Origin of the sequence: Sphingorhabdus sp. (assembly GCF_029865925.1) — a bacterium.
Taxonomy (GTDB): domain Bacteria; phylum Pseudomonadota; class Alphaproteobacteria; order Sphingomonadales; family Sphingomonadaceae; genus Sphingorhabdus_B.
The window spans coordinates 1-21883 of sequence record NZ_JARXAI010000091.1 but is presented as its reverse complement, the minus strand read 5'-3'; the positions used below and the strand labels follow the sequence as shown (position 1 = coordinate 21883).

The window sequence follows — 21883 nt, the reverse complement described above, 5'->3', positions numbered from 1 at the left end:
CAACCTAGCTTATGTCGGCAGCAAGTTTGCAGTTCGAGGGATGACAAAGCAAGTCGCGTTTGAATATGGACCCAAAAATGTGCGCTGCAATTCGGTTCACCCCGGTTATATCCTGACCCCGATGATGGTCGCGGCGACTGATGAAAATGGCGGCGGCGCGGGGGATGAGATTCCGCTGAAGCGAATGGCCAAGCCGAGCGAAGTGTCCCAGCTGGTTCTGTTCCTCGCTTCTGACGAATCATCGTTCATTACCGGCATGGAGCATGTCATCGATGGCGGCATGACAGCCTGCTGAAAACATCCGCAATGAAAGCCTATCAGTACCGTATGGGCGAGCCAATTGCAGCGCTGCAAATCGTCGATCTTCCCATGCCGAGCGTTGAGCCGGGGCAGGTGCTGATAAAGATGCACGCGGCTTCGCTCAACTTTCGTGATCTCTTGGTCGTGACGGGGCAGTTCCCGCGCGTTCAGCAGGAGGTGATCATTCCGCTGTCCGATGGTGCTGGTGAAGTGGTCGAAGTTGGTAGCCGCGTCACGACACTCAAGCTTGGTGACCGGGTGACACCGCTTTACTGCCAGAGCTGGATGGCGGGCGAGATGCAGGACAGTGATACGGCCTGGTCGCTCGGCGGCTGTATTGACGGCGTCGCGGCTGAGTATCGCACGTTTGACGAGATGGGCGTTCTCAAATTCCCCGATCATTTGAGTTATGAAGAGGCGGCGACTTTGCCCTGCGCAGGCCTCACCGTTTGGAATAGCCTTCACGGTCCGTGTCCGCTCGCAGCCGGAGACACCCTTTTAACGCTCGGAACTGGAGGCGTTTCGATCCACGCGTTGCAAATGGCGCATGCGGCAGGCGCTGAAGTGATCGTCACCTCCTCAAGCGACGAAAAGCTGGCGCGCGCCAAAGCACTCGGCGCAGATCATGTCATCAACTACGTCACGACGTCTGATTGGGATGTCGCGGTGCGCGAGATTACCGGTGGTCGCGGCGTTGACCATGTCATTGAAAATGGCGGTGGCGCGACCCTGCTGCGCTCAATCAAGAGCACTAAGCGCGGCGGCTGGATCCACATTATCGGCCTAATCGCGCCCGGCGAGATTGATCCTGTTCACATCCTGCTAAGCGGCGTCACGCTGCGCGGCAAGGAAGTCGGCTCACGCGAGATGTTCGCCGCGATGAACCGCTCACTTTCACATTCGAAGGTCAGGCCGGTGGTCGATAAACTTTTCGCCTTTGACCAGTTGCCCGAAGCATTGGGCGAGCTTGGCGCGGGCAATCATTTTGGTAAGCTGGTGTTATCAATCGCCTGACACAATCGCATTTGGAGAAGCGACCTTTGGGCGACTGAGGGTTTACAGCGCACCCACGGGCTTGGAAGACCGCCAATCGGTCTATTCCCAATGGCACATTGGCGCGCCCGGCACCGGCGAGCGTAAAACCCGCACGCTGTCATGTCCCAAGCCTCCCAGATAGACTGATTTCAAATCTGGCCCGCCGAAAGCGATGCTGGACAGGTTTGCAAGCTGGGATCCCCGGCTCCGGGAGATTTGATCCCAAGTCAGCTTCCCTTTGGCATAGGATGACGCGATGTCGGCCAGTGCCGGATCAGGATCTTCCAGCAAGATGGCCCAAGTCAGATCTGGAGCAACTCGGATCAGGCGGTTCGAGATCACGCAGGTAATCCATAGACCCCCTTCCGAATCGAAAGCCATGCCATCGGGATAAATGTCTTGCGGGAAGCTAAGCTGAACTGGACTGCTCAACGTGCCGTCCAACGCAATGTCATATCTGGTGGTGCGGCAGGCGAAAGTTTCATTGACGAAGAGATACTCGCCCCCAGGTGAGACACGCACTTCGTTGGTCCAGTTCAGTCCATCTGCTGCAACGGATAAATGGCCGTCCTTCAACAGCAATATTTTGCCCGTGTTTGCAGCAGAGGTGAAATTTTCATGCTTGCGCTCGGTCGAGCTGATCGTGATCCAGGTTCGCTCGCCGTCAACAAGCACAAAGTTTGTCGGCGGAATTGGTTGACCCGCAACTTCAGTCGCAAAAGGACTAACGTGCCCGCGCGGACTAACTCGCCAGACGCCGCCTGCACGCGCCATATTCGTGATCAGAAAATCGCCGTCAGGCAAGAGGGCGATGCCATTGGGTCGGAAGCCTTGCGCGATTAAATCCACCTCGACTGCCGGACCGGTAGTTCCGTTTGGCGCAATCCGGGCAATGCCAAGCGTCCAGTCGCCTGTGTAGAGCGATCCATCTGGCGCGGCCAATACGCATTCCGGCCGGTTCAAACCGCTTCCGATCTCCGACAGGTCGGCAATTGAAAATGGCTCTATCTTAGTCATGGATGCGCGCTCAGATTTCGGTTCATCACAGCGCCAGATAGCCGCCGTCGACGGGAATCGTCACACCTGTCACATATGAGGACATGTTGGAGGCGAGAAAGACGGCGGGGCCAACGATCTCCTCAGTCTCGCCAACGCGCCCGAGCGGCAGACGCTGAATAAACTTGTCGCCTGCTTCACCTGTCACGGTCATGAGGTCGCTTTTCATCCGGCCAGGTGCCAGTCCGTTGGCGCGGCCACCGGTCGGCCCAAGGTCCCGCGCAAAATATTGCACCAGAGAGCGGATCGCCGCCTTCGTTGCACCGTAAGCTGCGCTTGATCTCGGCGCAGAGAAGCCGGCGATCGAAGAGAGGAAGATCACGCTCGCACCGGGGTGCTTCAAGCCAGGCAGGAGAGCGACGGTGATGTCCCACTGCGCGGTCAGGTTTATGCTAACCACCTGATCCCACTTTTGCATCTGGTCGGGATCTTGCGGGCGGATGCGGGGTGCAATGCCCGCGTTATTCACAAGAACATCGATCCGCTCAAACTGAGCCATCATGCGCTCGCCGAATGCCTTGACGGCTTCGCGATCACCGATGTCCAGGATCTCGGACGTGGCCGATCCACCAGACGCTTTGATTTGCGCAACAAGCTCAGATGCTGCTTCACTGTTTCGATCTACCACGACCGCGTGCGCGCCTTCGGCTGCCATGGCAGTTGCGATCGCCGAACCCAAGCCCCGCGCACCGCCCGTAATGATCGCCGTTTTGCCCGAAAGTAGAGCCATCCTTTTTCTTCCTTTGAATTAAAGCAGCACACGCACATTATTTGCCTCGCCGAGAGGGCAGGACAGAGCGCGATCATGTCATGATGTAGCCCTTATAGCCGTTTTCTCGCACATCGTCACAATATTCCCGAAACTTAGGGTTGCCGCCGACGAACAACAGCGCTTCGCGTTTGTCGCGGCCCTCAATGTTTTTGTTGATTCCGGTGAACCAGGAATTTGTCTGCCCTAATAGCATCTTGCCCATCAATTTGGCGCAATACTCGCTGTAACTCTCAGCGGCGGCGATTTCCGGTTCGATGCGCTGAACGCCGCCATTTTTCGCCTCAGCTATCATGTCACTTAACCAATCCACGGCGAGAGCTGAACATCTCGGAATGTTGCAGAAGGTTGCCCCACTATGTGGGCCCACCAACATGAAGAAATTTGGAAATCCGGGACACTGCATGCCCATGTAGGTTTTGATGCCCTTCGCCCATTCGTCCTTAAGTGCAACGCCTCCAGTGCCGCGTATGTCGATACGGTTCCATGCGCCTTTTACTGCATCAAAGCCCGTCGCATAGAGAATGGCATCAAGCTCGTGCAAAGAGTCAGTGGTCTGGATGCCGTCGGGCGTGATCCGTGTGATGGGTGTTGTGTTTAAATCGACGACCGTCACATTGTCCTGATTGTAGACCTCATAATAGTTGGTCTCCAAAGGTACGCGGCGGGTTCCGAAACCGTGGTCTTTGGGGATCAGCAACTCAGCGATATGTTGATCTTTCACACGCTGACGAATTTTGTTTGCAACGAAGTCTGAGAGATATTGGTTTGCTTCAGGGTCTGAAAGCCCATCCTGAAAAGTACCTAGCCAAAGTGAGAAGCCAGGCCCCTTGTACAATTCCTCCAATTTTGCGTCGCGTTCCTCTTTGGGAACGTCGAAAAGGTTTCGAGGATCAAATTCATGCGGAAAGCCTGCGATCGATGCGTCACATTTGGCAGTGAATTCGTTGTAGTGAGACTTGATATAATCCATCCGCTCCTGCGTCATCGGCCCATTGCCCAAGGGCGTGCACCAATTCGGTTCGAGCAGAAATACCGTGAGATGCTTGGCCACCTTGGCCATTTCCTGGATTAACTGAACGCCAGTCGAACCTGTGCCGATCACTGCGACGCGCTTGTTGGAAAAGTCAAGCTTGGCAGGCCCCAAACCAATTGGGTCTCGCGGCCATGCAGCTGTGTGGTAGCTTTCGCCTTTAAAGGTGTTGATGCCAGGAATACGTGGCATCTGCGTTGCAGACAAAGGCCCCAGTGCCGAGAAAACAAAGCGTGTAGTCACTGGCGCTCGGTGCCCCTGCTGGAACTCAAGCGTCCATGCATTTGATGCATCGTCAAAAGTCGCCTTGTGCACTTTGGCGTTGAAGATGAAGTCCTTTCGGATATCCATGATCTCGGCTGCACGGTGTATGTAGCGGAGAACTTCAGGCTGGGCAGCGAACCGCTCGGACCAGTTCCACTCCTGCATAAGTTGTTCGTTCCAAAAGTAGCCGTAGACTTCACTTTCGGAGTCAATGCGGCAGCCCGGGTAGCGATTGTGATGCCAAACACCACCGATATCTTCCGCGGCTTCGACGCCAAGCACCCGATAACCCATCTCGCGGAGCCGATAGGCTTGGTAGAGCCCCGTCAGTCCGGCACCAATCACAACGGCGTCAAAATCAAGTTCGGTTGTCATTAAGGCTCCTGTTGCTTATCCGACACGGCAGGTCAGCGCTATCTTAATTCGCCGCTCGTGTCACTTTGTCTCTTGACGTATGGCTTCATGGTCTCATTGTCTCTTGACGTACCATCTCAAGATCGTTTAAACAAATGATTGTTTTTGTCAACTCAAGTAAAAGGGGATGTGCTGCCATGAATGAGACCCGTGCCGATATGGAGGCTGATCCCGAGGTCGCCCCGGAAGTATTGAAAGCTCGGTTCGGGCGGGACATAGCGCGCGACTTTGACCTTGATGATCCAATGTTTAACGACAGATTTGACGAAGTGCTCACCTTCATGGTCAATAAATGCCCGATCTCTTTCAGCAAGGTCGGTACCGGTTATCACTTGGTCAACACCAATGAACAAGTGCGGCGCGTCGCACAGGATTGGCGGACATTCAGCAGCGCCAAGGGCTATATGCCCAATCGGCCAGAGGGCCTGCCATATCTGATGCCCGAAGAGTCTGACCCGCCGATGCACACCAACTGGCGGCACAAGCTCAATCCCCACATGAGCCCTAAGGTTATCGCCACCTATGAGGACGTCATCCGCCAAGATTGCAATGTCTTAATCGATACCTTCATAGAAAAGGGTGAATGCGAGTTTATAAGCGAGTTCGGTGCACTCCTGCCTGGTTGGGCCTTTTTCAAGAATGTGCTCGGTGTGCCGATCGACGATCTTGCTATGCTCGTTGAAGGCGTGGAACAAGGCACGTTTGCGCTGCCCGCAGAAGAACGCCCTTCTCACATGGCGCGCGTGTTTACCTATCTCGACACGCATCTTAAATGGCGCGCGACCCAACCAAAACGCGGCGACGTAATCGACACCATCCTTGAAGGCGTCATTTATGATGATGGCACCGAAGCACCCTGGGATCATAAAGTAAGCATTCTCGTTGATCTGACCTTTGGCGGCATTGCGACAACCACCTTCGTTATGTCCTCTGCCATTCATTATCTTGCGATGCATCCTGAGGTGCGCCAGCAACTAATTGATGATCCTTCGCTCATCGAGAACGCGGTCGAGGAATTCAGCCGCGTTTTCCCGCCGGTGATCGCACTTGGTCGTACCTGCACCCGAGACGTGGAAGTGGCGGGCACCGAAATGAAGGAGGGTGATTTCGTCATGCTCACCTGGGGTGCAGCCTCGCGTGATCCGCGTGCGATGGAAGAGCCTGAAAAGATTGATATCAAGCGCGAGACAATCCTTCATTCGACCTTTGGCGTTGGTCCACACCGGTGTATTGGCTCGAACCTCGCCCGGCTCGAACTGACTACAACGATAGAAGAATGGCTCCGGCGCATCCCCGAATTCTCACTGCGGGAAGGTACTGCGCCGGTCTATGTCACCGGCTTTCTGCGCTCAATGCGTGAACTTCAACTGGTGTGGCCGAAATGAGCGCCAAGGTACACCATGGTCCGGCCCCGCGCCTAGAGCAGTATAAGGATCGGTATGAGAATATCGAGCTATACCGCACCGATGAGGGCGTGCTCGTGATGAGGTTCCATACCGATGGTGGGCCACTGGTGTGGAGCGCGCTTGCGCATGAAGAGCTCGGCTATTGCTTCACCGATGTCGGCGCAGATCGCGAGAACAAGGTCGTGGTGATGACTGGCACGGGCGCGAACTGGTGCGCCGATATCAATGCAGGCAGCTTCAAGCTTAGTACTGCTGGCGAATGGGATCTAACCTTCTATGATGGACGGCGGTTGCTTAACAACCTGCTCGACATAGAAGTGCCCGTGATTAGCGCTATCAACGGCCCTGCACGCATCCATCCGGAAATCCCGGTGATGTCTGACATTGTGATCGCCAGCGATACTGCGTTGTTTCAAGATGCGCCCCATTTCATGTCCGGGATTGTTCCTGGTGACGGGGCACATGTAGTTTGGCCGCACCTGCTCGGGCCAAATCGGGGTCGATATTTCCTGATCATGGGGCAAGAGATCGACGCGGCAAAGGCACTCGATTGGGGGGTGGTCAACGAAGTCGTCACCGCGGACCAATTGAAAGCCCGGACGATGGAGATCGCGAATATGATCGCAGCCAAGCCGATCTTGACACGGCGCTATACCCGCGTTGCGCTCACCCAGCGTTACAAGCGCTTGATGCACGAAGGGCTGAGCCTTGGCCTAGGACTTGAAGCTTTGGCAGCGACCGATGCTTTGCCCACCGAAGGCCGTATGAAAGACGCGCAATAAGCGCCGACAAGGAGAATATAGGATGCGTGTTAAAATCGACGGTGAACATTGCACCGGTCACGGCCGCTGCGCCAAATATGCCCCCAACGTCTTCATTCTCGACGACGACGGTTACAACGCCGATCGCGGTAACGAAATCGATGTGCCTGCAGGCGAAGAGGAAAATGCCAAACGCGGGATGAAATCCTGCCCGGAGCGGGCTATTACTTTGGTCGCGGAATAGCATTTCACGCCATTTCAAAATGCTCCATGTTCGCTGCCCCAGCGAAGAATGGCCCGACAAGTGCCTTGAATTCCTCAAATGCAGGGGTCTTGGTTAGCGCAACGTGCGACGCGACCGAATCCCATTCCAATAGCAGGATGAACTTGCCGGGATTTTCCACTCCGCGTCCGACACGAACAGATGCGCAGCCGGGAGCTGAAGCGAGGATTGCCGTTCCCCGTGCGGCCATTGCAGCAGCAAAGGCTTCTTCCATGCCTTCTTTCACGGGCACTTCAGCACGTTCGATGAACATCATGTCTCTCCTTGGATGCGCTCAATAGCAAGCTTTGCGAGTTTGAATTTCTGCGGGCGACCTGTGACAGTCAGGGGAATATCGCTAGCTGCAAAATACAGCACATGGCGGGGCACCTTAAACCGTGCGAGCTTTGCAGAGCATGTCGCGAGAAGCGCGTCGGCATCGGGACGATCAATCCCGCGCTGTACAATGCAAAGGCAGCCGGTTTCACCCGCTCGTGGATCCGGCACGCCGACGACCAAAGCTTGCTCAATCTGTGGATGATCGTCGAACAACATCTCAATTTCGCGCGGCATCACCATTTCGCCATTGCAACGATAGGTTTCCTTGATTCGCCCGGTTAGTGTCACATAGTCATCTACGCTAACCCGTCCGAGGTCGCCCGTCCGAAGCCAGCCATCCGCAGTAAAGGCGGCCGCTGTTTCCTCCGGCTTTTTGTAATAACCGCGCGTGACGATGGGGCCGGTCACAACAAGCTCGCCCTCCATATCAGGGGGCAGGTCGGCGAGCGTTTCAGGGTCAATCGTTTTATAAACCGCAACGCGCCCGCCCAACGTAGGATCGCCTGCTACGCTTGAGGGTTTAAAACGGCCATGCGTGGTCAGCAGCTTTACGTCATCATCCTCGACCACATTTGATGTCGCCGACGCTGATGTCTCAGTCATGCCATAGCCCATCCGCATTTCTTGCGGATGAAGGACTTCGCGGATATCGTTCCATATCCCCGGTGGATTAACTCCGCCGCTGTTGAACATGACCTTTAGATGGCTTGAATCGAAACCGCGCACGCGCGCAGTTTCGATCAATTTCGATGTCATTATCGGCACAGCGATCAGCTCAGTCGCGCGATGGCGCTCCGCTGCATTCAGCATCTCTGCCGCATCGAAAACAAGGTGCGGGATGATCGCACCGCCGACGAAAAGCACCGCGAGGAGGCACTCGGCATAACCAAAGACATGATACATAGGCATGGCAAAAAGCATCCGCCGGTTCTCTTCGAACGCGCCCGCAATCACCGACGAAAAGGCCGCGCGGAGAACCATGTCATGGGTCAGCATCACGCCCTTGGAACGCCCGGTCGTCCCCGAAGTATAGAGGATATCACTTAGTGCTGTGCCATCTGCCGCCGCCTCCCGTGCGCTGAGCTCCGCATCGCTGTCTGGTGTGGCACTGGCAATCAGGGCGTCGATTCCCGCAAGCGAAAAGACATGACGAATTTTGGGCAGTGCCGGCCTGATTTGGTTCAAGTCTGCAAGATAATCGTGCCCACGGAATTTCTCCATCGTGATCAGCATCGCCGCATCAGACTGATCTAGCACATAGGCAAGTTCTTGCCCGCGCAATAGGAAATTGACCGGAATGCAGACCGCACCAGCGCGTGCGATGGCGAACTTGATCGCAGTGAATTCAGGATAGTTGGCCATATCGAGGGCGACATGTTCGCCAGCCTTAAGGCCGTGAGCGATAAGGCCTGAGGCGATCTGTCGCGACCAGGCCTGCACCTCACCATAATGCCATGTGCGTGCATCAGTGATGATCAGGGGTCGATCTGCCCAACACTCAGCCGCACGGTCCAGCCTGCTGGAAATGGTCAACACCTCCCATTTAGGGTAACGGGCCTCAAGCAGATTACGGCGATTTTGCGGAGCCATCTTTTCCTCCCGTCTCTGTGCGATTGACTACACAGCATAATGATCATAACAAATATTTGTTTATTAGCAAACTTGGAAGAGGACGACCGCAGATGGATTTCCGCCTTAATGATGAGCAGCGGATGTGGAACGACACCGTTCAGGATTTCATGGCCCGGAAGGGCAAACAAGATTATCGGCTCCAACATGATTTGTCGCGCGAATTTTCCGACGATGTCTCTCAGAAGATGGCTGATCTCGACTGGCTCGGCATGCTCGTGAACAAGAGCCGTATAATGCTAGGGTGCCTTGGCCTGTCACCAAGCGTTTGGTGCCGTGTCGCCTGCCTGTGATCGCCGCGATCAATGGCGGGGCGACTGCGGGGGGGGCTGATCTAGCACTCGCGTGCGACGGCCGCATTGCCCCCACCAAAGCCAAAATGGGCGAGACCTATGTAAAGCTTGGCCTTAACCCCAGCAATAGCGGTACATACTTCTTACCGCGATTGGTCGGCAGCGGCTTGTCAGCAGATCTGGCGCTGACGGGCGATCTGGTCGATGCGGAGCGAGCGCTCTCAATTGGTCTGGTCAACAGCATCGCCAAACCTGACGCGCTGATTGCAGAAGCTTTAGCGCTGGCGGCGCGGATCGCAGAGCGGCCCCGGCTGCCGATAGAGGCAACTAAGCAGCGTCTGCCCCAAAGCTGGCATATGGACCTGGCCGGATCAATGAATGCCAGTTGTTGGGCAGTCGCCGCGCTTGCCTATATCAACGATCTGCGCGAAGGTTTGGCTGCAGCGCTGGAGAAGCGCGAGCCAGTTTATAATAAGGGCGACAAGGAGTGATCATCGACGCGGTCGTCCATCTGTGGGAACCAGAACGGCTGCGGGCCGCATGACGTTCGGCCAAACCCTTCCCGGTCTCAAGGTGTTGGACCTCAGCACTAACATTGCCGGGCCCTTCGCCGCGATGATCCTTGGAGATATGGGCGCAGAAGTGATCAAGATTGAGCGCCCGCCGCACGGCGATGACACGCGCGCTCTGCCACCCCGGTGGGAGGGGGAAGCAACGGTTTTTCTGTCTGTGAACCGCAACAAACGGAGCCTTTTGCTGGACATCAAATCGCTCGAAGGCAAGGCCGCGCTCTTCCGCCTGATTGAAACCGCGGATGTGATAATCGAGAGCTTCCCGCCGGGCTTAGGCGAAAAACTCGGCATCACCTTTGGCGCGCTCAGGGCCTGTAATCCTCGCATCCTGATGGCTTCAATCTCGGCCTTTGGCGACGGTCCTATTGGCAAAACCATGCCCGGCTATGATGCCTTGGTGCAGGCGGTGAGCGGGATGATGAGCTTTAATGGATCACCAGATACCCCAACCATCCGAGTCGCACCGTCGATACTCGATCTGTCGACCGGGATGTGGACAGCGATGGGTCTCCTCGCCGCCATCTTGCGCCGGAATACCAGCGGCGAGGCAGAACATATCCGCCCCAGCTTGATCGACAGCGCCTTCACGATGATGAACCACCAACTGCTGAGCATGCTAGCGACGGGTCAGCCGCCAGAGAAGCTTGGATCAGGCGCGCCCAGTGCAGCGCCTTACGGTGTGTTCAAAGCATCGGACGGAGAGTTGCTCATTGCCACCGCGAGTGAACAGCAGTTCCCGCGCCTGTGTAAAGCGCTAGGGCTTGATACGCTGATTGAGGATGTTCGCTTCCGGACGATGGCGGACCGGCTCCAGCACCGCGAGCCGCTTGATCTGGCTATTGCAGCGGTTATCAATCTGCAGACGGTTGAACATTGGCGCGCTCATCTGGGTAGCGCAGGAATTTCCTGCGGCCGCGTTAATGATCTGGCAGATGCGCTCGCCTTGCCCGTCGTGGCCGAGCGGTGTTTGCTCAAAGAAATGCAAGTGCGGTTGCCAATCGACCCCGACTCCGACGGTTTGCGCAAGCCTCCCCCCACATTGGGCGAGCATTCGCGCGAGATACTTGGCAGGCTTGGCTATTCAGAAGCTGAGATAAGCACGCTTGTTGGCAACACACGGGGCTGAGGCGGCCGATCTATGGCGGTGCCGAATTGAGGTGGACTCCATGGCTTGAGTAGCCGTGTTTAAGTGTCATTCTTTCCATCTGTTGGAGCTGTGTTTCGTCAGAAAATTTGGCACTGATGGCTGCATAAACTAGCGGAGCATTAGTCGCATCAGTTGGGTTGATATCGGGCGGCGATCTTGCGGTGTTGCAAGCGCCGATATTCTATATGGTTTCGTTTGATCCTTTCACGTTGTTGGATGATGGCCTTTACTCTGCCGAAATATGCATCCGCAGGCATGACGTTTTTCAGGCCCTCGTGATAGCGCTGGTGGTTGTAGTGTTCGACGAACGCTTTGATCTGCCGTTCGAGATCGCCGCATAGGCCTTCTAGTAAGATCCTGATCTTGTCTTCAGCAGAAAAATGCCGCCGAGTTGCCCGCATAATATCCCTCAAGACACGCTCGGCAGAGACCTTGGGTTGGCCGGAGTGTTTGGCCTCACCTGTTGCCCTTGCACGAAAGGGCTCGGGGTCAATAACACCCGGCGCCTTTGGCATATGAAGACCAAGATCGGATATTTCTAGATCCTGGTCTGAGACCCGCTAAAAGCGAAAAGACTACACCTAGTTAAACAACGACCTGCAAAACCAGTTCATGACTTTGGACGATTATATTCAGGTAGCCGCTTTTCTAAGCCAGCGTTTACACCTTCGCGCAAATCGTCGCTATAGGTCAGCGCTGCAACAGCCCAAAAACTTGCATTCATCGACGTTTGCAGATCCATATGCCAACTTTGCCGTAATTGCTGCTTGGTTGCCTCAATCGCAAGGCGAGGGCGTTCAGCAATGCGTGCTGCAAGTGCAACGGCGGTCGCAATCAGCGCATCTGGTTCAACGATCTGATTGACCAATCCAATTTCGAGCGCGCGTTGCGCACCGACAATGTCACCCGTCAACGCCATCTCGGCTGCCATCCCGCTGCCGACCAAGCGGGGCAGGAAATATGTTCCCCCATTGCCTGGTGCTAGGCCCAGCTTGATATAGGTCTCACCCATTTTCGCCACCGTTGACGCGATCCGGATATCGCAAGCAAGCGCGAAATCCAATCCACCCGCAGTGGCACCGCCGTTAATTGCTGCAATCACAGGCAAGCGGCAAGCAACAACCTTCTGTGTAACTGGAAATAGGACACGGGCATTATATGGCTCTTGCGCCGCTGCATGGTCGTTTTCCAAGTAGCGCTTGAATTCAACCAAATCAGCGCCCGCACAAAATTGTTTTCCTGCACCTGTGATAACCAGAACACGGACGGTTAGATCAGCGTCCAGCGTATTAAGCGCGTGAATCAAGTCTGCCGCCATTTCCGGTACAACCCCATTGCCGCGTTCCGGACGATTGAGGGTGATCATGGCCACACCGTCCGCAGGACGATCAAGAATGATTGTTTGATATGTCATCGGTCTGCCTATGCTACACCCGTTCGAGAAGCGTGGCTATGGCTAACGCATACGATCCATCAAGCCAGCCACCGCCATTGATCGCCATCCCAAGGCGCGCACCTTCAACCTGTCTTGGGCCGGCAATTCCGCGCAGCTGCTGCACCAACTCATATATTTGTGCGCAACCTGTCGCACCGAGCGGATGCCCCCGGCTCAAAAGCCCCCCGCTTGTATTGACCGGAAATTTTCCTCCTAGCTTGGTAACGCCATCACGGATCAGCTGTGTACCGCCGCCAACCTCACACAGACCGACTTCATGATATTGCAGCAGCTCGGCTGGGGCAGCTGCATCATGCAATTCAAACAGGTCAATGTCTTGTGGGCTAATCCCCGAATATGCATAAACTTGCTGTACAGCAGTCGCCACCGGATGGCCGGCAGCACCGGAGGCATTTATACACGCGCGGACCAAAATAGCTGTTGCGTTTAAGGCTTTGGCCTTTTCAAGCGAACAAACAATGATTGCCGAAGAGCCATCCGTAACCGGTGAACACATTGGCAAGGTCAACGGCGAGACAATTACTCGCGCTTCCAACACTTCTTCGATCGTTTGTGGCGTTCTCAAATAGGCCAAAGGATTATGTGAGGCATGTTCGCGGTTCTTAACGGCTACGCGTGCAAAATCCTCAACCGAAGCGCCATATTTATCAAGATAGGATTGGGCGACGCCTGCATAGAAATCCATCAAAATTGAATTAGCGCTCATCGAGCCCGGCTCGACCTCGCCAATTTCGTCGATATCAGTAGAACCCCGCAACGCGTTAAAAGCGCGCGTTTTATCCGTATGATACATCTGTTCAGTACCCACTGCGAGTGCAGCATCAACGCAACCACTGGCCACCGCTTCTACAGCCAAAAGAAATGCAGAGCCGCCTGACGCACAAGCATTTTCCACATTGATCATCGGTACATGCGCAAGCGGATGGTTCCGGAATACTACCTGAGCCTTGATCATATCCTGCTGAACGACGGTACCGGCTATACCATTTCCGAAGTAGACCCTCTGGATATCGTCGAACCGAAGGCCCGATGATGCCAGCGCACCATCGACAGCATCAAGCGAAAGACTTCTAAGACCCCTTCCGATTTGCTTGCCAAATTGCGACATACCGGCGCCAACGATTGCAACCGGTCTCATGAGCTTGCAACCTTTGTGCCTGAGCCACCGCCAATGCGACTAGAGTGACCAACCCAATATGCGTCGCGCACCTCGCGTCTGAGTATCTTACCATATCCGCTGATTGGGAGTTCGCTCACGAAATCGACCGCTTTTGGTTTTTTGTAGCCAGCCATATGCTCACCGCAGAAATCGATCACTTCCCTGTCCGTCATCGTTTCACCAGTTTTCAGAACCACCACCGCATGGACAGCTTCGCCCCAATACTCGTCGGGAATTCCAAAGACGACGCAGTTGGCGACTTTTTGGTGAAGAATGATGACCTCTTCTACTTCACGCGGGTATACGTTGTTACCACCCGAAATCACCATGTCCTTGGCGCGGTCTAGTAGGAACAAATAACCCTGATCGTCAAAATAGCCGATATCGCCCGTGTGCAGCCAACCGCCGCGCAGCGCTTCGGCTGTTGCTTGAGGATTTTGCCAGTAACCGGGCATTACAACGTCGCCCCGGGCTACCACTTCTCCTGCTTTGCCAGGCGGTAAAGGGTTATCATTCTCGTCGACACAATGTGCTTCAACGTCGGTGCGTGTCTGGCCTGCAGAACCTATACGTGGATCGTTATTTGCCAGCAACTCGCGGTGCCGCTCGCCAGACATGCCCGTAATCGTAATTGGCGCTTCGCCCTGCCCGTAAAGCTGCACAAATATCGGGCCGAATGTCTGGATTGCTTGCTTTAACTGGTCCACGTAGATCGGGGCACCGCCGTAGCAAATCGCATGAAGGCTGGAGATGTCGTATTTTCCGGGTTCAAAGTCCTCCAACAGTTTGACGATCTGTGTGGGGGCCATGAAGGCAATATGCGAAACACGAAGGCGTTCAATCGTTGCCAGCAAAGGGTCAATTTCGAAGCTAGCGGTTTCTGTAATTGCATTAACCGCGCCGCGCGCAACAGTTGGCAGCGCAACGATGCCGCTGCCGTGTGACATGGGTGCGCAATGCAAGACGACCTCACCGGGCTGAATATTATGCAGATCAGCCAGATAGTTCATGATCACACACCGAACCATTCGGTGGTTCCAAATCGCGCCCTTGGGTTTGCCGGTTGTGCCGGAAGTATAGAACAACCAGCAGATATCTTCGGGTGAAGCGTCGACTGCGGCCTTGAGTGTATGTTCCGCCGAGACAAGAGCCGAAAAATGAACCGCACCATCAACTGCGTCGGTGCAGTAGCGCGTAACGCCAGCAAACAATTCGCTGTTAGCCTGAATGCCATCCTGAAACTCGGCGCCGTGGACCAGTATCTTGGCACCGCTGTTGCCGACAATATATGCCATCTCTCGCGCATGAAGCCGAGCATTAACGGGAACAACGACCAATCCCGCAGCAAAACAACCAAAAATCAGTTCCATGATGCGCGGTGAATTGGCGAGACAGAAAGCGACGCGGTCACCAGGCTGACAACCTGCGGCAATAAGATTGCCAGCTATCGCCAAAGCGCGGTCATGAAACTCACGATAGGTAACAACCTCATCACCTTGCAGAAGTGCTGTGGTATCTGGCCCGTGGCGTGCCGATTTAGCCAGAAACGCGAAGGTGTTCACGGGCCTTAGTCCGCAATCCGCTTGAATGCAGCGCAAGGGCGCTTTTCGATTTGGTCCGCTGAAACAGCTACAAATTCGACGCGGTCATCGCACTGATATTCTGACCAGTCATCCGGCGCGCTGGGAACAAGTCGCACCGCCAGCTGCACACCTTCATCGAGCTTTACGACACCGATTGCATAGGGAAGGTCTTCTTCAAACCCCTCGGGTGCGCCTTGGCGTAATACACAGAAGCTATGCAGCGTTCCAACACCGCCCGAGTGTTGCCAATCTAAATTCTCCGACTGGCAATGCGGACATGCATAACGCGGCCACATATTAGGCTTACCGCAATCTTTGCATAGCTGGACAAGCAATTTACCGTCGGAGAGCCCTGCACGGAATTCGGTTACGATTTTTGGCGTTTGCATGTCTCAGGCTCCTAATTTGATGCGTTCGAGGAGCAGAATTTGTGCATCCATGTAGCTTCCGCCTGATCCGCCGATAATTGCGCGCTGGCAGTTTTCAACCTGCCGTTTGCTTGGTGCGCGGTGCAGCAATTGCCTGATACCTTCGACCAGCAAGGCTGTTCCGCCTCCAACACCAGTGTGACCAGCTGAGAGCAATCCACCATTTGTGTTCATTGGAAGCTTACCTCCGGGATCGCCATGGCCTGCGGCAAACCATCTTGCACCCTCGCCTTTTGCTGCAATACCAATACCTTCCAAGGCTATTGCGGTGACTGCGGCATAGCTATCGTAAATTTCTGCGATGTCTGCGTCCTCAGGCCCCCAACCCGATTGGTTCCAAGCACGCTCCGCAGCAAGTGGCCAACCGAGCACTGCTTGGTCAGCTTCTTGGCTTAGGCAGTAATGGCTCACGCAGCCGCCCGAACCAGCAACGCGGACGGCGTTCGAAATGCCCCGTTTTTTGGCATTGGCTGTATTGGTCATCACGAACGCGCATGCGCCGTCTGCCATTGGCGGACATTCATAACTATGCAGTGGGTCCGCAACCATGCGCGATGCCAAGATCTGCTCCACCGTCAGAGGCTTGGTGTAGAACATCGCGTTTTCGTTGAGATTAGCCCAGTTGCGCAGGGTAACGCAAACCGATGCCATTTCTTCAGGTGTGCTGCCCGACGCATGCATATATCTGCGGGTAATCATGGCGCCGATGGCGTTAAACTGGATGCCAGTTGGCAACTCCCATTCCCCGGGAATGCCGTTTTTAGACAACATGGTGATCATTTCCTGGAGGTCTGCAGACCCCCAGCGCTCGCATTGGAGCACAAGTATATTCTGGGCATGTCCGGCTGCAATCAGGCCGTGCGCCGCGCGAACAGCGTTGTCGCTAGTGGAACCTCCCGAATGCACCATATAGCTTGATTTACAGGTACCATGAATCCCGAGTTCTTCCACCATCCGCGAAAACACAAGATCTGCTTGATCGGCACCGCTGTGCAGACACGGTATCAGCATTATCGTGTCGATGTCCTTAGGAACCATCCCAGCATCCTTGAGCGCAAGAACAGCGACCTTGGTCAACGCCTGGATAAACCCGCGATCAGGGAATTTTCCCGAGGGGATTTCCCCAACGCCAACAAAAACCGGATCATTATCGGCCGCAGGCGCAACATTAAGGGTCCATTTTTCAGACATACTCAGCCTTCCAATTTGCGGCGCTTGGCCAGCATGGTTTGCAGGAAAGTCATCACTTCATCTCCTGATTGATTGCGGACCGAATATGTCACGCCAAGTGTTCCGTACTTAGGCCCGCTCGCATCATGATTGGTAACCGTCGCCACAACGTGCAACGTGTCGCCTGCGAAAACCGGCTGCGTCGCTCTGAGGGCCGTAATTTCTATAAGCGCGGTAATCGCGTCTCCATAAAAACCGCTAAGGCCCACAAGCCCGACAGCTAATGAGAATGTTAATGGCCCGTGCGCGATGCGCTGGCCAAACCGGTTGCCTTCCATAAAGGCGGCGTCGGTATGAAGTTGATAATGATCTCCAGTAAGGCCAGCAAAACTGGTGATATCGCCGATATCGACGGTTCGACCGCGCGTGGTCATAACGTCACCGAGTTCGAAATCTTCGAACCACTTAGGTTCCGGATCGACGAATGCCCTGCTCATTTCAGCTCCATTAAAACAATCATTTGTTTTTGGTATGCTCGATTGCGGCCCGTGTCAAGTGAGCTCCCAAAAAATTGTTTTAACTTAAGATACCGCCAAGCAAAGTATCCGCCATCAAATCGCCGACTTGAGCTGCGCCTAATCGGCCATCGGGGGAGAACCATTCCGGGGTCCAGTTCATCGCCCCAAGTATAGAAAGCACGGCAATTCGGTGATTCAAGTCGGATCTTATCAGCCCAGCCTTCACGCCCTCTTCGATCACTTCGACAAAGCAGGTTTCGTATCGCCTTCTTCGTTCGATAGCTTCGGGTATATATTCAGGGCTCAAAAAGCGCCACTGATGGAAAACGACCTGCGACCGCTCCGGGTTGTCGGCGACGACCTCAACATGGGCAATGATCATTTGACGAAGGCGGTCTAACGGACTGACTGAGGAGGCGACGTACGGCTCGACGGCAGCCAAGAAACGTCCGATCCCATCTGCCACGATCTCAAGTAGCAACGCTTCCTTGCTCTCAATGTGCGCATAAAGACTCCCAGGTAGTAATCCCACCGCATTTGCAATGTCACGCATCGAGGTCCCATTGAAGCCCTGCTTGCCGAAAAGATGCATAGCGACGTTCATTATAACGACGCGAGGCTTGCCATCCATGTCGACTTTTTGCGTTACTGCCATATTGAATTCTGCCCCAATGACAAATCGAGCGCGCTTATAGCCCCATCGATTTCGCGATTATACTTCTAAGTATTTCGTTGGTTCCGCCCCCAACCATACCATGCTTAGCTTCGCGGAAATAACGCTCCATATGATATTCTGGCAACTGGGAATAGCCTCCGAGTGCCTGCATCCCGTTTGTAGCAATATCAAAAAGAGTTTGAGACGATATCAGCTTCGCTTGAGAGACCAGACTGGTTGCATTCGCTCCACGCGCCATCGCCGACGCAGCCGCATATACAAGATAATAAGCTGCTGACAATCTTGCTTGGTCTTCGGCCAAACGATGTTTCAGTACTTGGAACTGCACAAGCTTTTTACCAAAAGCTTCTCTCTCGCTCAAATAAGTAAGCGTATCGTGCAGAGCAGTGCGCGCGTTGCCGATTTGAGAAGCTGCGATCGAAAGACGCTCAAAATCAAGATGCTCCCCGATATATTTCCATCCCTTGCCCGCTTCGCCCAACAAAGCGCCCTCAGACAAACGCAGATCATCCATGAATAGTGATGTTGTTCCAAGGCTACGGCGGACAAGCGTGTCCATTTTCTGAATTTCTAATCCCGGCGTATCGTTCGGAACGAGCAATACGCTAAAGTCATAACGCCCTTCACCTGTACGCAGCATCATAGCAATGCACGTATTGGGGTGGTGTGCGCCAGAGCACCAGACCTTACTCCCTTTAACTACCCATTCATCTCCGTCGTGCTTAGCGGTCGACCTTGCGCCTGCAGCATCCGAGCCGGACTGGGGCTCACTGATAGAAATGGCGAATTTTGCTTCACCGGCCAAAAAGGGCTCAAGATATTTTTTGCGCTGCTCGGCTGTTCCATGTTTTGCAACATTTGTTGCCGTGAACATCGACGTCATTATGCATGCTGCGGTATCGAGACTGAGCTTACCAATAGCTTCGCAAAAGATTGCGAACATGACCGGATCTTTATCCATTCCAAGACCACCCTGATCCTCAGGGATCAAAAGGCCGAGCCAACCTTCTTTCGCCATCTTGCGATATAGCTCTTCGGGAAACTCGCGACTTTGATCATGTTTTAACGTAAGCTCACGGCCAAATTCATTGTCCATGAAATTATGCACAACGTCTTTCCACATGCGTTGTTCTTCGGTAAAACTAAAATCCATTGCGGAACATCCTGTTACATCAGTTTTAGCAGCACGAGTGACGCAGACTTGCTAATAAACAAATGTTTGTTACCGCGTTTGGTGCACTCGGTCAATGCATGAGAGGAAGAAAGTTGGAAAGCCTATCAACTAGGCGAGCAGATTTTCCGCCTGAGTTGCGGTTACCGTCGGCGTAATGTGTCTGCAAGGACGGCGTTTGATTCCTAGCTAATCGCAAGCACGCTCGTCAGGATGATCCGGACCAGTTCGGCGTGCCCGCGCGCACCGGTCTTCGCGTAGATTTTTTTCGAATAATTGCGTGCGGTCTCTACCGTCAAACCCAGCGCATCCGCAGCCTCGGATATAGTTGTTGCCTGCGCCAGCATCCAGGCCAGCCGCGCTTCGCTTGGCAGCAGCCCAAATAGGTCGACCAATTGTTCGCAGCGGTCAGCCTGTGAGCGCCGGTCGCCGCTGATATAGACGATCGCAACGGGGGCTTGGCTGCCCGCAAAAGCGGGAGTCTGCACAGGCGTTACCAGCATTTCGACCCAAGGACATTTGCTAAGGTTGAACGCCTGCATCTCCAACATCAATTTTTCGCAAATCTTAGAAAAACGCGTTTGGCGCGGATCAATCGATCAATGATACGTTTGCGCTAAATCAGCACGGAACAACGTCGGAAACTTCACCAGTCTCTTCGATACCGTGTCTCAGGTTTTCAGAATAACCGACCCGCCATTCGCGCCGAGGCCTAACACAGCTGACATACCTATCGTCGCATCAGGGACTTGGTGCCCTTCTGCGTCCCCGCGGAGTTGCCACGTAAGTTCGCATATCTGAAGAACCGCCTGCGCAGTCGTTGCTTCGCCAAAAGACAAAAAGCCGCCACTAGGGTTCACGGATAACTGGCCACCGATTTCAAGCTTACCATTGTCGAGCATCCAGTCGCCTTGTCCATGTTCGTAAAAACCAAAAAGCTCAGGCCAGGATAGCAAGTGCCAAACCGTATTGTCTGCCATTTCTAATACATCAACGTCCTCTGGTCCAATTCCTGCCATTTCACATGCGTGATTGACGGCATTTACAACCTCACTGGTGTGAGAAACATTAGGTAAAACGTTAGTCGATACCGTTGGAATACGACTTGCTGGGTCACCAAACTGGCCGGTAGCGATTGCGCAGCCCGCAACCTCCACTGGCTTGCGCCCAGTTTTCCTAATATATTTTTCTGTACCCAAAATGATCGCTGCGGCACCGTCACTGACTGGGCAAATTTCTAGAAGATGCAGCGGATCGGCAACCATCGGTGATGCAAGCACTTCTTCGACACTCGTGGCTGCGCGAAAGCGTGCGAGACGGTTACCACTCGCATTTTTCCGCATCATGACCGTAGCCCGAGCTAAGGTTTCGTCGCTTGTGCCAAAATCATATTTACGTCGGTTGGCTTCTATAGCCCAGTAGGCTGGGTTTGTTGCCCCCATCGCCACCCAACGCAGATAATCACTATCGCTGATATCATCAGGGCTACCTGGTGGACGCGGGATAAAGCCTTTAGGCATTCGTTCAGCGCCCAAAACCGCAACAACATCATGCTGCCCACTGGCAATCAACGCATAAGCTGTTTGAAATGCCACCGCTCCTGCAGCACACGCACCACCAACATTAATGCATGGGATACCTTGTTCAGCGACCGACTGAACAACTTCATTAGCATGCAGACCCCAGCCCATGCCCCCCTCAAACCGAGAGCTTGCGGCAACAAGACCTTGAACGTCGGGCCAAGCTAATGACGCATCTGCGAGCGCCAAATTCATGGCTTCATGTGCGAGTTGAAGCTGCGGCTTGTCTGGCCATTTCCCCCACGGATGTGCGCCTGCACCTAATACATAAACTGACCTTGTCATGCTGCACCTGCCCCTTCCGCTGGCGCAAATTTGTACGTCAGTTTTTCACCAATATCGGCATGAGAATACAGCGGCTCGACTACGAGTTTGAGTGCCATCCCGATGGCTATCTCGTCTAACTTTATGCCAGTCAGCATGCCCATTACTTGTAACCCCTTACCCAGATCTACAAGGCCCAAAGCATATGGCGACCAGTGGTCCATCCGAAACAAAGGTGGCGGCTGATATCTCTGCACGGTATAGCTATAAAGAGTGCCGCAATGAGGCAAGAATGTCTGCTCAACCGATTTGTCTCGGCATTTAGGGTTCCGGCAACTTAGTGCTTGCGGGAAATAAATCGTGTTGCAAGCATGGCACTGCGAACCGATCAGTTTTGGAGTTCCCGCGACAATTTCGAACAAGCCCTCCACGATCGGAGTGCTCGCGTGTTGTTGCGTCATCATAGCGACAGAATATCCCGCGTTTCGCGAAAGTAATGCGTTCCGTTTTCAACGTCAGTGACGTTCACTTCGTGCCGAACATACCGCCTTCCGCGCTTTTCATATTTATCGGTTGCCCGGGTCGCGATCCTCACGGT

The 21883-nt window shown here is 54.3% G+C and carries 23 protein-coding genes and 2 pseudogenes; 8 read left to right on the top strand and 17 right to left on the bottom strand.

What is annotated here, in order from left to right; genetic code table 11:
* Positions 1-295 (top strand): SDR family oxidoreductase (locus tag QE270_RS09590; protein WP_300038642.1); only part of this gene is annotated, 295 nt, incomplete at its 5' end.
* Positions 296-306: 11 nt separating this feature from the next.
* On the top strand, positions 307-1314 hold the full coding sequence (locus QE270_RS09585) for an NAD(P)-dependent alcohol dehydrogenase (RefSeq protein ID WP_300038639.1): 1008 nt from the start codon (positions 307-309) through the stop codon (positions 1312-1314).
* An 81-nt stretch (positions 1315-1395) separates the two neighbouring features.
* Here the strand turns inward: QE270_RS09585 and QE270_RS09580 are convergent, their stop codons facing one another.
* The 3 genes from QE270_RS09580 to QE270_RS09570 form a co-directional block, all read right to left on the bottom strand.
* Positions 1396-2352: an SMP-30/gluconolactonase/LRE family protein gene (locus QE270_RS09580; RefSeq protein WP_300038635.1), complete on the bottom strand. Its 957-nt coding sequence runs from the start codon at positions 2350-2352 to the stop codon at positions 1396-1398.
* Positions 2353-2377: 25 nt separating this feature from the next.
* Positions 2378-3121, bottom strand: coding sequence for an SDR family oxidoreductase (locus tag QE270_RS09575; protein ID WP_300038632.1), 744 nt, complete (start codon positions 3119-3121; stop codon positions 2378-2380).
* A 73-nt stretch (positions 3122-3194) separates the two neighbouring features.
* The gene (locus QE270_RS09570; RefSeq protein ID WP_300038628.1) at positions 3195-4832 is read right to left on the bottom strand and encodes an NAD(P)/FAD-dependent oxidoreductase; all 1638 of its coding nucleotides are present in this window, start codon (positions 4830-4832) and stop codon (positions 3195-3197) included.
* 176 nt (positions 4833-5008) lie between these two features.
* Between QE270_RS09570 and QE270_RS09565 the strand changes: the two genes are divergently transcribed.
* The 3 genes from QE270_RS09565 to QE270_RS09555 are packed head-to-tail and all read left to right on the top strand — an operon-like array spanning position 5009 to position 7282.
* Positions 5009-6256, top strand: coding sequence for a cytochrome P450 (locus tag QE270_RS09565; protein WP_300038625.1), 1248 nt, complete (start codon positions 5009-5011; stop codon positions 6254-6256).
* Positions 6253-7059: an enoyl-CoA hydratase/isomerase family protein gene (locus QE270_RS09560; RefSeq protein ID WP_300038623.1), complete on the top strand. Its 807-nt coding sequence runs from the start codon at positions 6253-6255 to the stop codon at positions 7057-7059. The genes QE270_RS09565 and QE270_RS09560 overlap by 4 nt, the downstream gene beginning before the upstream one ends.
* Positions 7060-7081: 22 nt before the next feature.
* The gene (locus QE270_RS09555; RefSeq protein ID WP_300038620.1) at positions 7082-7282 is read left to right on the top strand and encodes a ferredoxin; all 201 of its coding nucleotides are present in this window, start codon (positions 7082-7084) and stop codon (positions 7280-7282) included.
* Positions 7283-7286: 4 nt separating this feature from the next.
* Here the strand turns inward: QE270_RS09555 and QE270_RS09550 are convergent, their stop codons facing one another.
* Both QE270_RS09550 and QE270_RS09545 read right to left on the bottom strand, forming a co-directional pair.
* The gene (locus QE270_RS09550; RefSeq protein ID WP_300038618.1) at positions 7287-7577 is read right to left on the bottom strand and encodes an antibiotic biosynthesis monooxygenase; all 291 of its coding nucleotides are present in this window, start codon (positions 7575-7577) and stop codon (positions 7287-7289) included.
* A complete protein-coding gene (locus QE270_RS09545) occupies positions 7574-9229 on the bottom strand; it encodes a class I adenylate-forming enzyme family protein (RefSeq protein WP_300038615.1) in 1656 nt (551 codons plus the stop codon). The genes QE270_RS09550 and QE270_RS09545 overlap by 4 nt, the downstream gene beginning before the upstream one ends.
* A gap of 92 nt (positions 9230-9321) precedes the next feature.
* On the opposite strand from QE270_RS09545, the gene QE270_RS09540 reads away from it, so the two are divergent.
* Genes QE270_RS09540 through QE270_RS09530 form a run of 3 tightly spaced genes read left to right on the top strand, consistent with a single transcriptional unit; the run spans position 9322 to position 11259 of the window.
* Positions 9322-9561, top strand: coding sequence for an acyl-CoA dehydrogenase family protein (locus QE270_RS09540; RefSeq protein WP_300038612.1), 240 nt, complete (start codon positions 9322-9324; stop codon positions 9559-9561).
* Positions 9558-10052, top strand: a complete 495-nt coding sequence (locus QE270_RS09535; protein ID WP_300038609.1) for an enoyl-CoA hydratase-related protein — start codon at positions 9558-9560, stop codon at positions 10050-10052. The genes QE270_RS09540 and QE270_RS09535 overlap by 4 nt, the downstream gene beginning before the upstream one ends.
* Positions 10053-10101: 49 nt before the next feature.
* Positions 10102-11259 carry a CoA transferase gene (locus QE270_RS09530; protein ID WP_300038606.1) on the top strand — a complete coding sequence of 386 codons (1158 nt, stop codon included), beginning with the start codon at positions 10102-10104 and terminating at the stop codon, positions 11257-11259.
* A 149-nt stretch (positions 11260-11408) separates the two neighbouring features.
* Here the strand turns inward: QE270_RS09530 and QE270_RS09525 are convergent.
* From QE270_RS09525 to QE270_RS09470, 12 genes and pseudogenes are all read right to left on the bottom strand, one after another.
* Positions 11409-11639 (bottom strand): annotated as a pseudogene (locus QE270_RS09525) (IS3 family transposase); the annotation flags it as partial.
* 251 nt (positions 11640-11890) lie between these two features.
* Positions 11891-12694, bottom strand: coding sequence for an enoyl-CoA hydratase/isomerase family protein (locus QE270_RS09520; protein ID WP_300038603.1), 804 nt, complete (start codon positions 12692-12694; stop codon positions 11891-11893).
* Positions 12695-12707: 13 nt separating this feature from the next.
* Positions 12708-13874: a thiolase family protein gene (locus tag QE270_RS09515; protein WP_300038600.1), complete on the bottom strand. Its 1167-nt coding sequence runs from the start codon at positions 13872-13874 to the stop codon at positions 12708-12710.
* Positions 13871-15457 carry an AMP-binding protein gene (locus QE270_RS09510; protein ID WP_300038597.1) on the bottom strand — a complete coding sequence of 529 codons (1587 nt, stop codon included), beginning with the start codon at positions 15455-15457 and terminating at the stop codon, positions 13871-13873. Before QE270_RS09510 ends, QE270_RS09515 begins: the two co-directional genes overlap by 4 nt.
* A gap of 5 nt (positions 15458-15462) precedes the next feature.
* On the bottom strand, positions 15463-15867 hold the full coding sequence (locus tag QE270_RS09505) for an OB-fold domain-containing protein (protein WP_300038594.1): 405 nt from the start codon (positions 15865-15867) through the stop codon (positions 15463-15465).
* A 3-nt stretch (positions 15868-15870) separates the two neighbouring features.
* Positions 15871-17097, bottom strand: coding sequence for a thiolase family protein (locus QE270_RS09500; protein WP_300038591.1), 1227 nt, complete (start codon positions 17095-17097; stop codon positions 15871-15873).
* Positions 17098-17099: 2 nt separating this feature from the next.
* Positions 17100-17573: a MaoC/PaaZ C-terminal domain-containing protein gene (locus QE270_RS09495; RefSeq protein ID WP_300038588.1), complete on the bottom strand. Its 474-nt coding sequence runs from the start codon at positions 17571-17573 to the stop codon at positions 17100-17102.
* Positions 17574-17652: 79 nt separating this feature from the next.
* Positions 17653-18249, bottom strand: a complete 597-nt coding sequence (locus tag QE270_RS09490) for a TetR/AcrR family transcriptional regulator (RefSeq protein WP_300038585.1) — start codon at positions 18247-18249, stop codon at positions 17653-17655.
* Between the two features lie 34 nt (positions 18250-18283).
* Positions 18284-19423, bottom strand: a complete 1140-nt coding sequence (locus QE270_RS09485) for an acyl-CoA dehydrogenase family protein (protein ID WP_300038582.1) — start codon at positions 19421-19423, stop codon at positions 18284-18286.
* Positions 19424-19626: 203 nt separating this feature from the next.
* A pseudogene (locus QE270_RS09480) lies at positions 19627-19980 on the bottom strand (helix-turn-helix transcriptional regulator); the annotation flags it as partial.
* A gap of 132 nt (positions 19981-20112) precedes the next feature.
* On the bottom strand, positions 20113-21306 hold the full coding sequence (locus QE270_RS09475) for a lipid-transfer protein (RefSeq protein ID WP_300038579.1): 1194 nt from the start codon (positions 21304-21306) through the stop codon (positions 20113-20115).
* Positions 21303-21746, bottom strand: coding sequence for an OB-fold domain-containing protein (locus QE270_RS09470; RefSeq protein ID WP_300038645.1), 444 nt, complete (start codon positions 21744-21746; stop codon positions 21303-21305). The genes QE270_RS09475 and QE270_RS09470 overlap by 4 nt, the downstream gene beginning before the upstream one ends.
* Positions 21747-21883 lie beyond the last annotated feature (137 nt).

What these genes read in the sequence shown, in the direction of transcription:
- QE270_RS09585 (WP_300038639.1), top strand. Translation starts at nt 307, where the DNA reads ATGAAAGCCTATCAGTACCGTATGGGCGAGCCAATTGCAGCGCTGCAA.
- QE270_RS09580 (WP_300038635.1), bottom strand. Translation starts at nt 2,352, where the DNA reads ATGACTAAGATAGAGCCATTTTCAATTGCCGACCTGTCGGAGATCGGA.
- QE270_RS09575 (WP_300038632.1), bottom strand. Translation starts at nt 3,121, where the DNA reads ATGGCTCTACTTTCGGGCAAAACGGCGATCATTACGGGCGGTGCGCGG.
- QE270_RS09570 (WP_300038628.1), bottom strand. Translation starts at nt 4,832, where the DNA reads ATGACAACCGAACTTGATTTTGACGCCGTTGTGATTGGTGCCGGACTG.
- QE270_RS09565 (WP_300038625.1), top strand. Translation starts at nt 5,009, where the DNA reads ATGAATGAGACCCGTGCCGATATGGAGGCTGATCCCGAGGTCGCCCCG.
- QE270_RS09560 (WP_300038623.1), top strand. Translation starts at nt 6,253, where the DNA reads ATGAGCGCCAAGGTACACCATGGTCCGGCCCCGCGCCTAGAGCAGTAT.
- QE270_RS09555 (WP_300038620.1), top strand. Translation starts at nt 7,082, where the DNA reads ATGCGTGTTAAAATCGACGGTGAACATTGCACCGGTCACGGCCGCTGC.
- QE270_RS09550 (WP_300038618.1), bottom strand. Translation starts at nt 7,577, where the DNA reads ATGATGTTCATCGAACGTGCTGAAGTGCCCGTGAAAGAAGGCATGGAA.
- QE270_RS09545 (WP_300038615.1), bottom strand. Translation starts at nt 9,229, where the DNA reads ATGGCTCCGCAAAATCGCCGTAATCTGCTTGAGGCCCGTTACCCTAAA.
- QE270_RS09540 (WP_300038612.1), top strand. Translation starts at nt 9,322, where the DNA reads ATGGATTTCCGCCTTAATGATGAGCAGCGGATGTGGAACGACACCGTT.
- QE270_RS09530 (WP_300038606.1), top strand. Translation starts at nt 10,102, where the DNA reads ATGACGTTCGGCCAAACCCTTCCCGGTCTCAAGGTGTTGGACCTCAGC.
- QE270_RS09520 (WP_300038603.1), bottom strand. Translation starts at nt 12,694, where the DNA reads ATGACATATCAAACAATCATTCTTGATCGTCCTGCGGACGGTGTGGCC.
- QE270_RS09515 (WP_300038600.1), bottom strand. Translation starts at nt 13,874, where the DNA reads ATGAGACCGGTTGCAATCGTTGGCGCCGGTATGTCGCAATTTGGCAAG.
- QE270_RS09505 (WP_300038594.1), bottom strand. Translation starts at nt 15,867, where the DNA reads ATGCAAACGCCAAAAATCGTAACCGAATTCCGTGCAGGGCTCTCCGAC.
- QE270_RS09500 (WP_300038591.1), bottom strand. Translation starts at nt 17,097, where the DNA reads ATGTCTGAAAAATGGACCCTTAATGTTGCGCCTGCGGCCGATAATGAT.
- QE270_RS09495 (WP_300038588.1), bottom strand. Translation starts at nt 17,573, where the DNA reads ATGAGCAGGGCATTCGTCGATCCGGAACCTAAGTGGTTCGAAGATTTC.
- QE270_RS09490 (WP_300038585.1), bottom strand. Translation starts at nt 18,249, where the DNA reads ATGGCAGTAACGCAAAAAGTCGACATGGATGGCAAGCCTCGCGTCGTT.
- QE270_RS09485 (WP_300038582.1), bottom strand. Translation starts at nt 19,423, where the DNA reads ATGGATTTTAGTTTTACCGAAGAACAACGCATGTGGAAAGACGTTGTG.
- QE270_RS09475 (WP_300038579.1), bottom strand. Translation starts at nt 21,306, where the DNA reads ATGACAAGGTCAGTTTATGTATTAGGTGCAGGCGCACATCCGTGGGGG.
- QE270_RS09470 (WP_300038645.1), bottom strand. Translation starts at nt 21,746, where the DNA reads ATGACGCAACAACACGCGAGCACTCCGATCGTGGAGGGCTTGTTCGAA.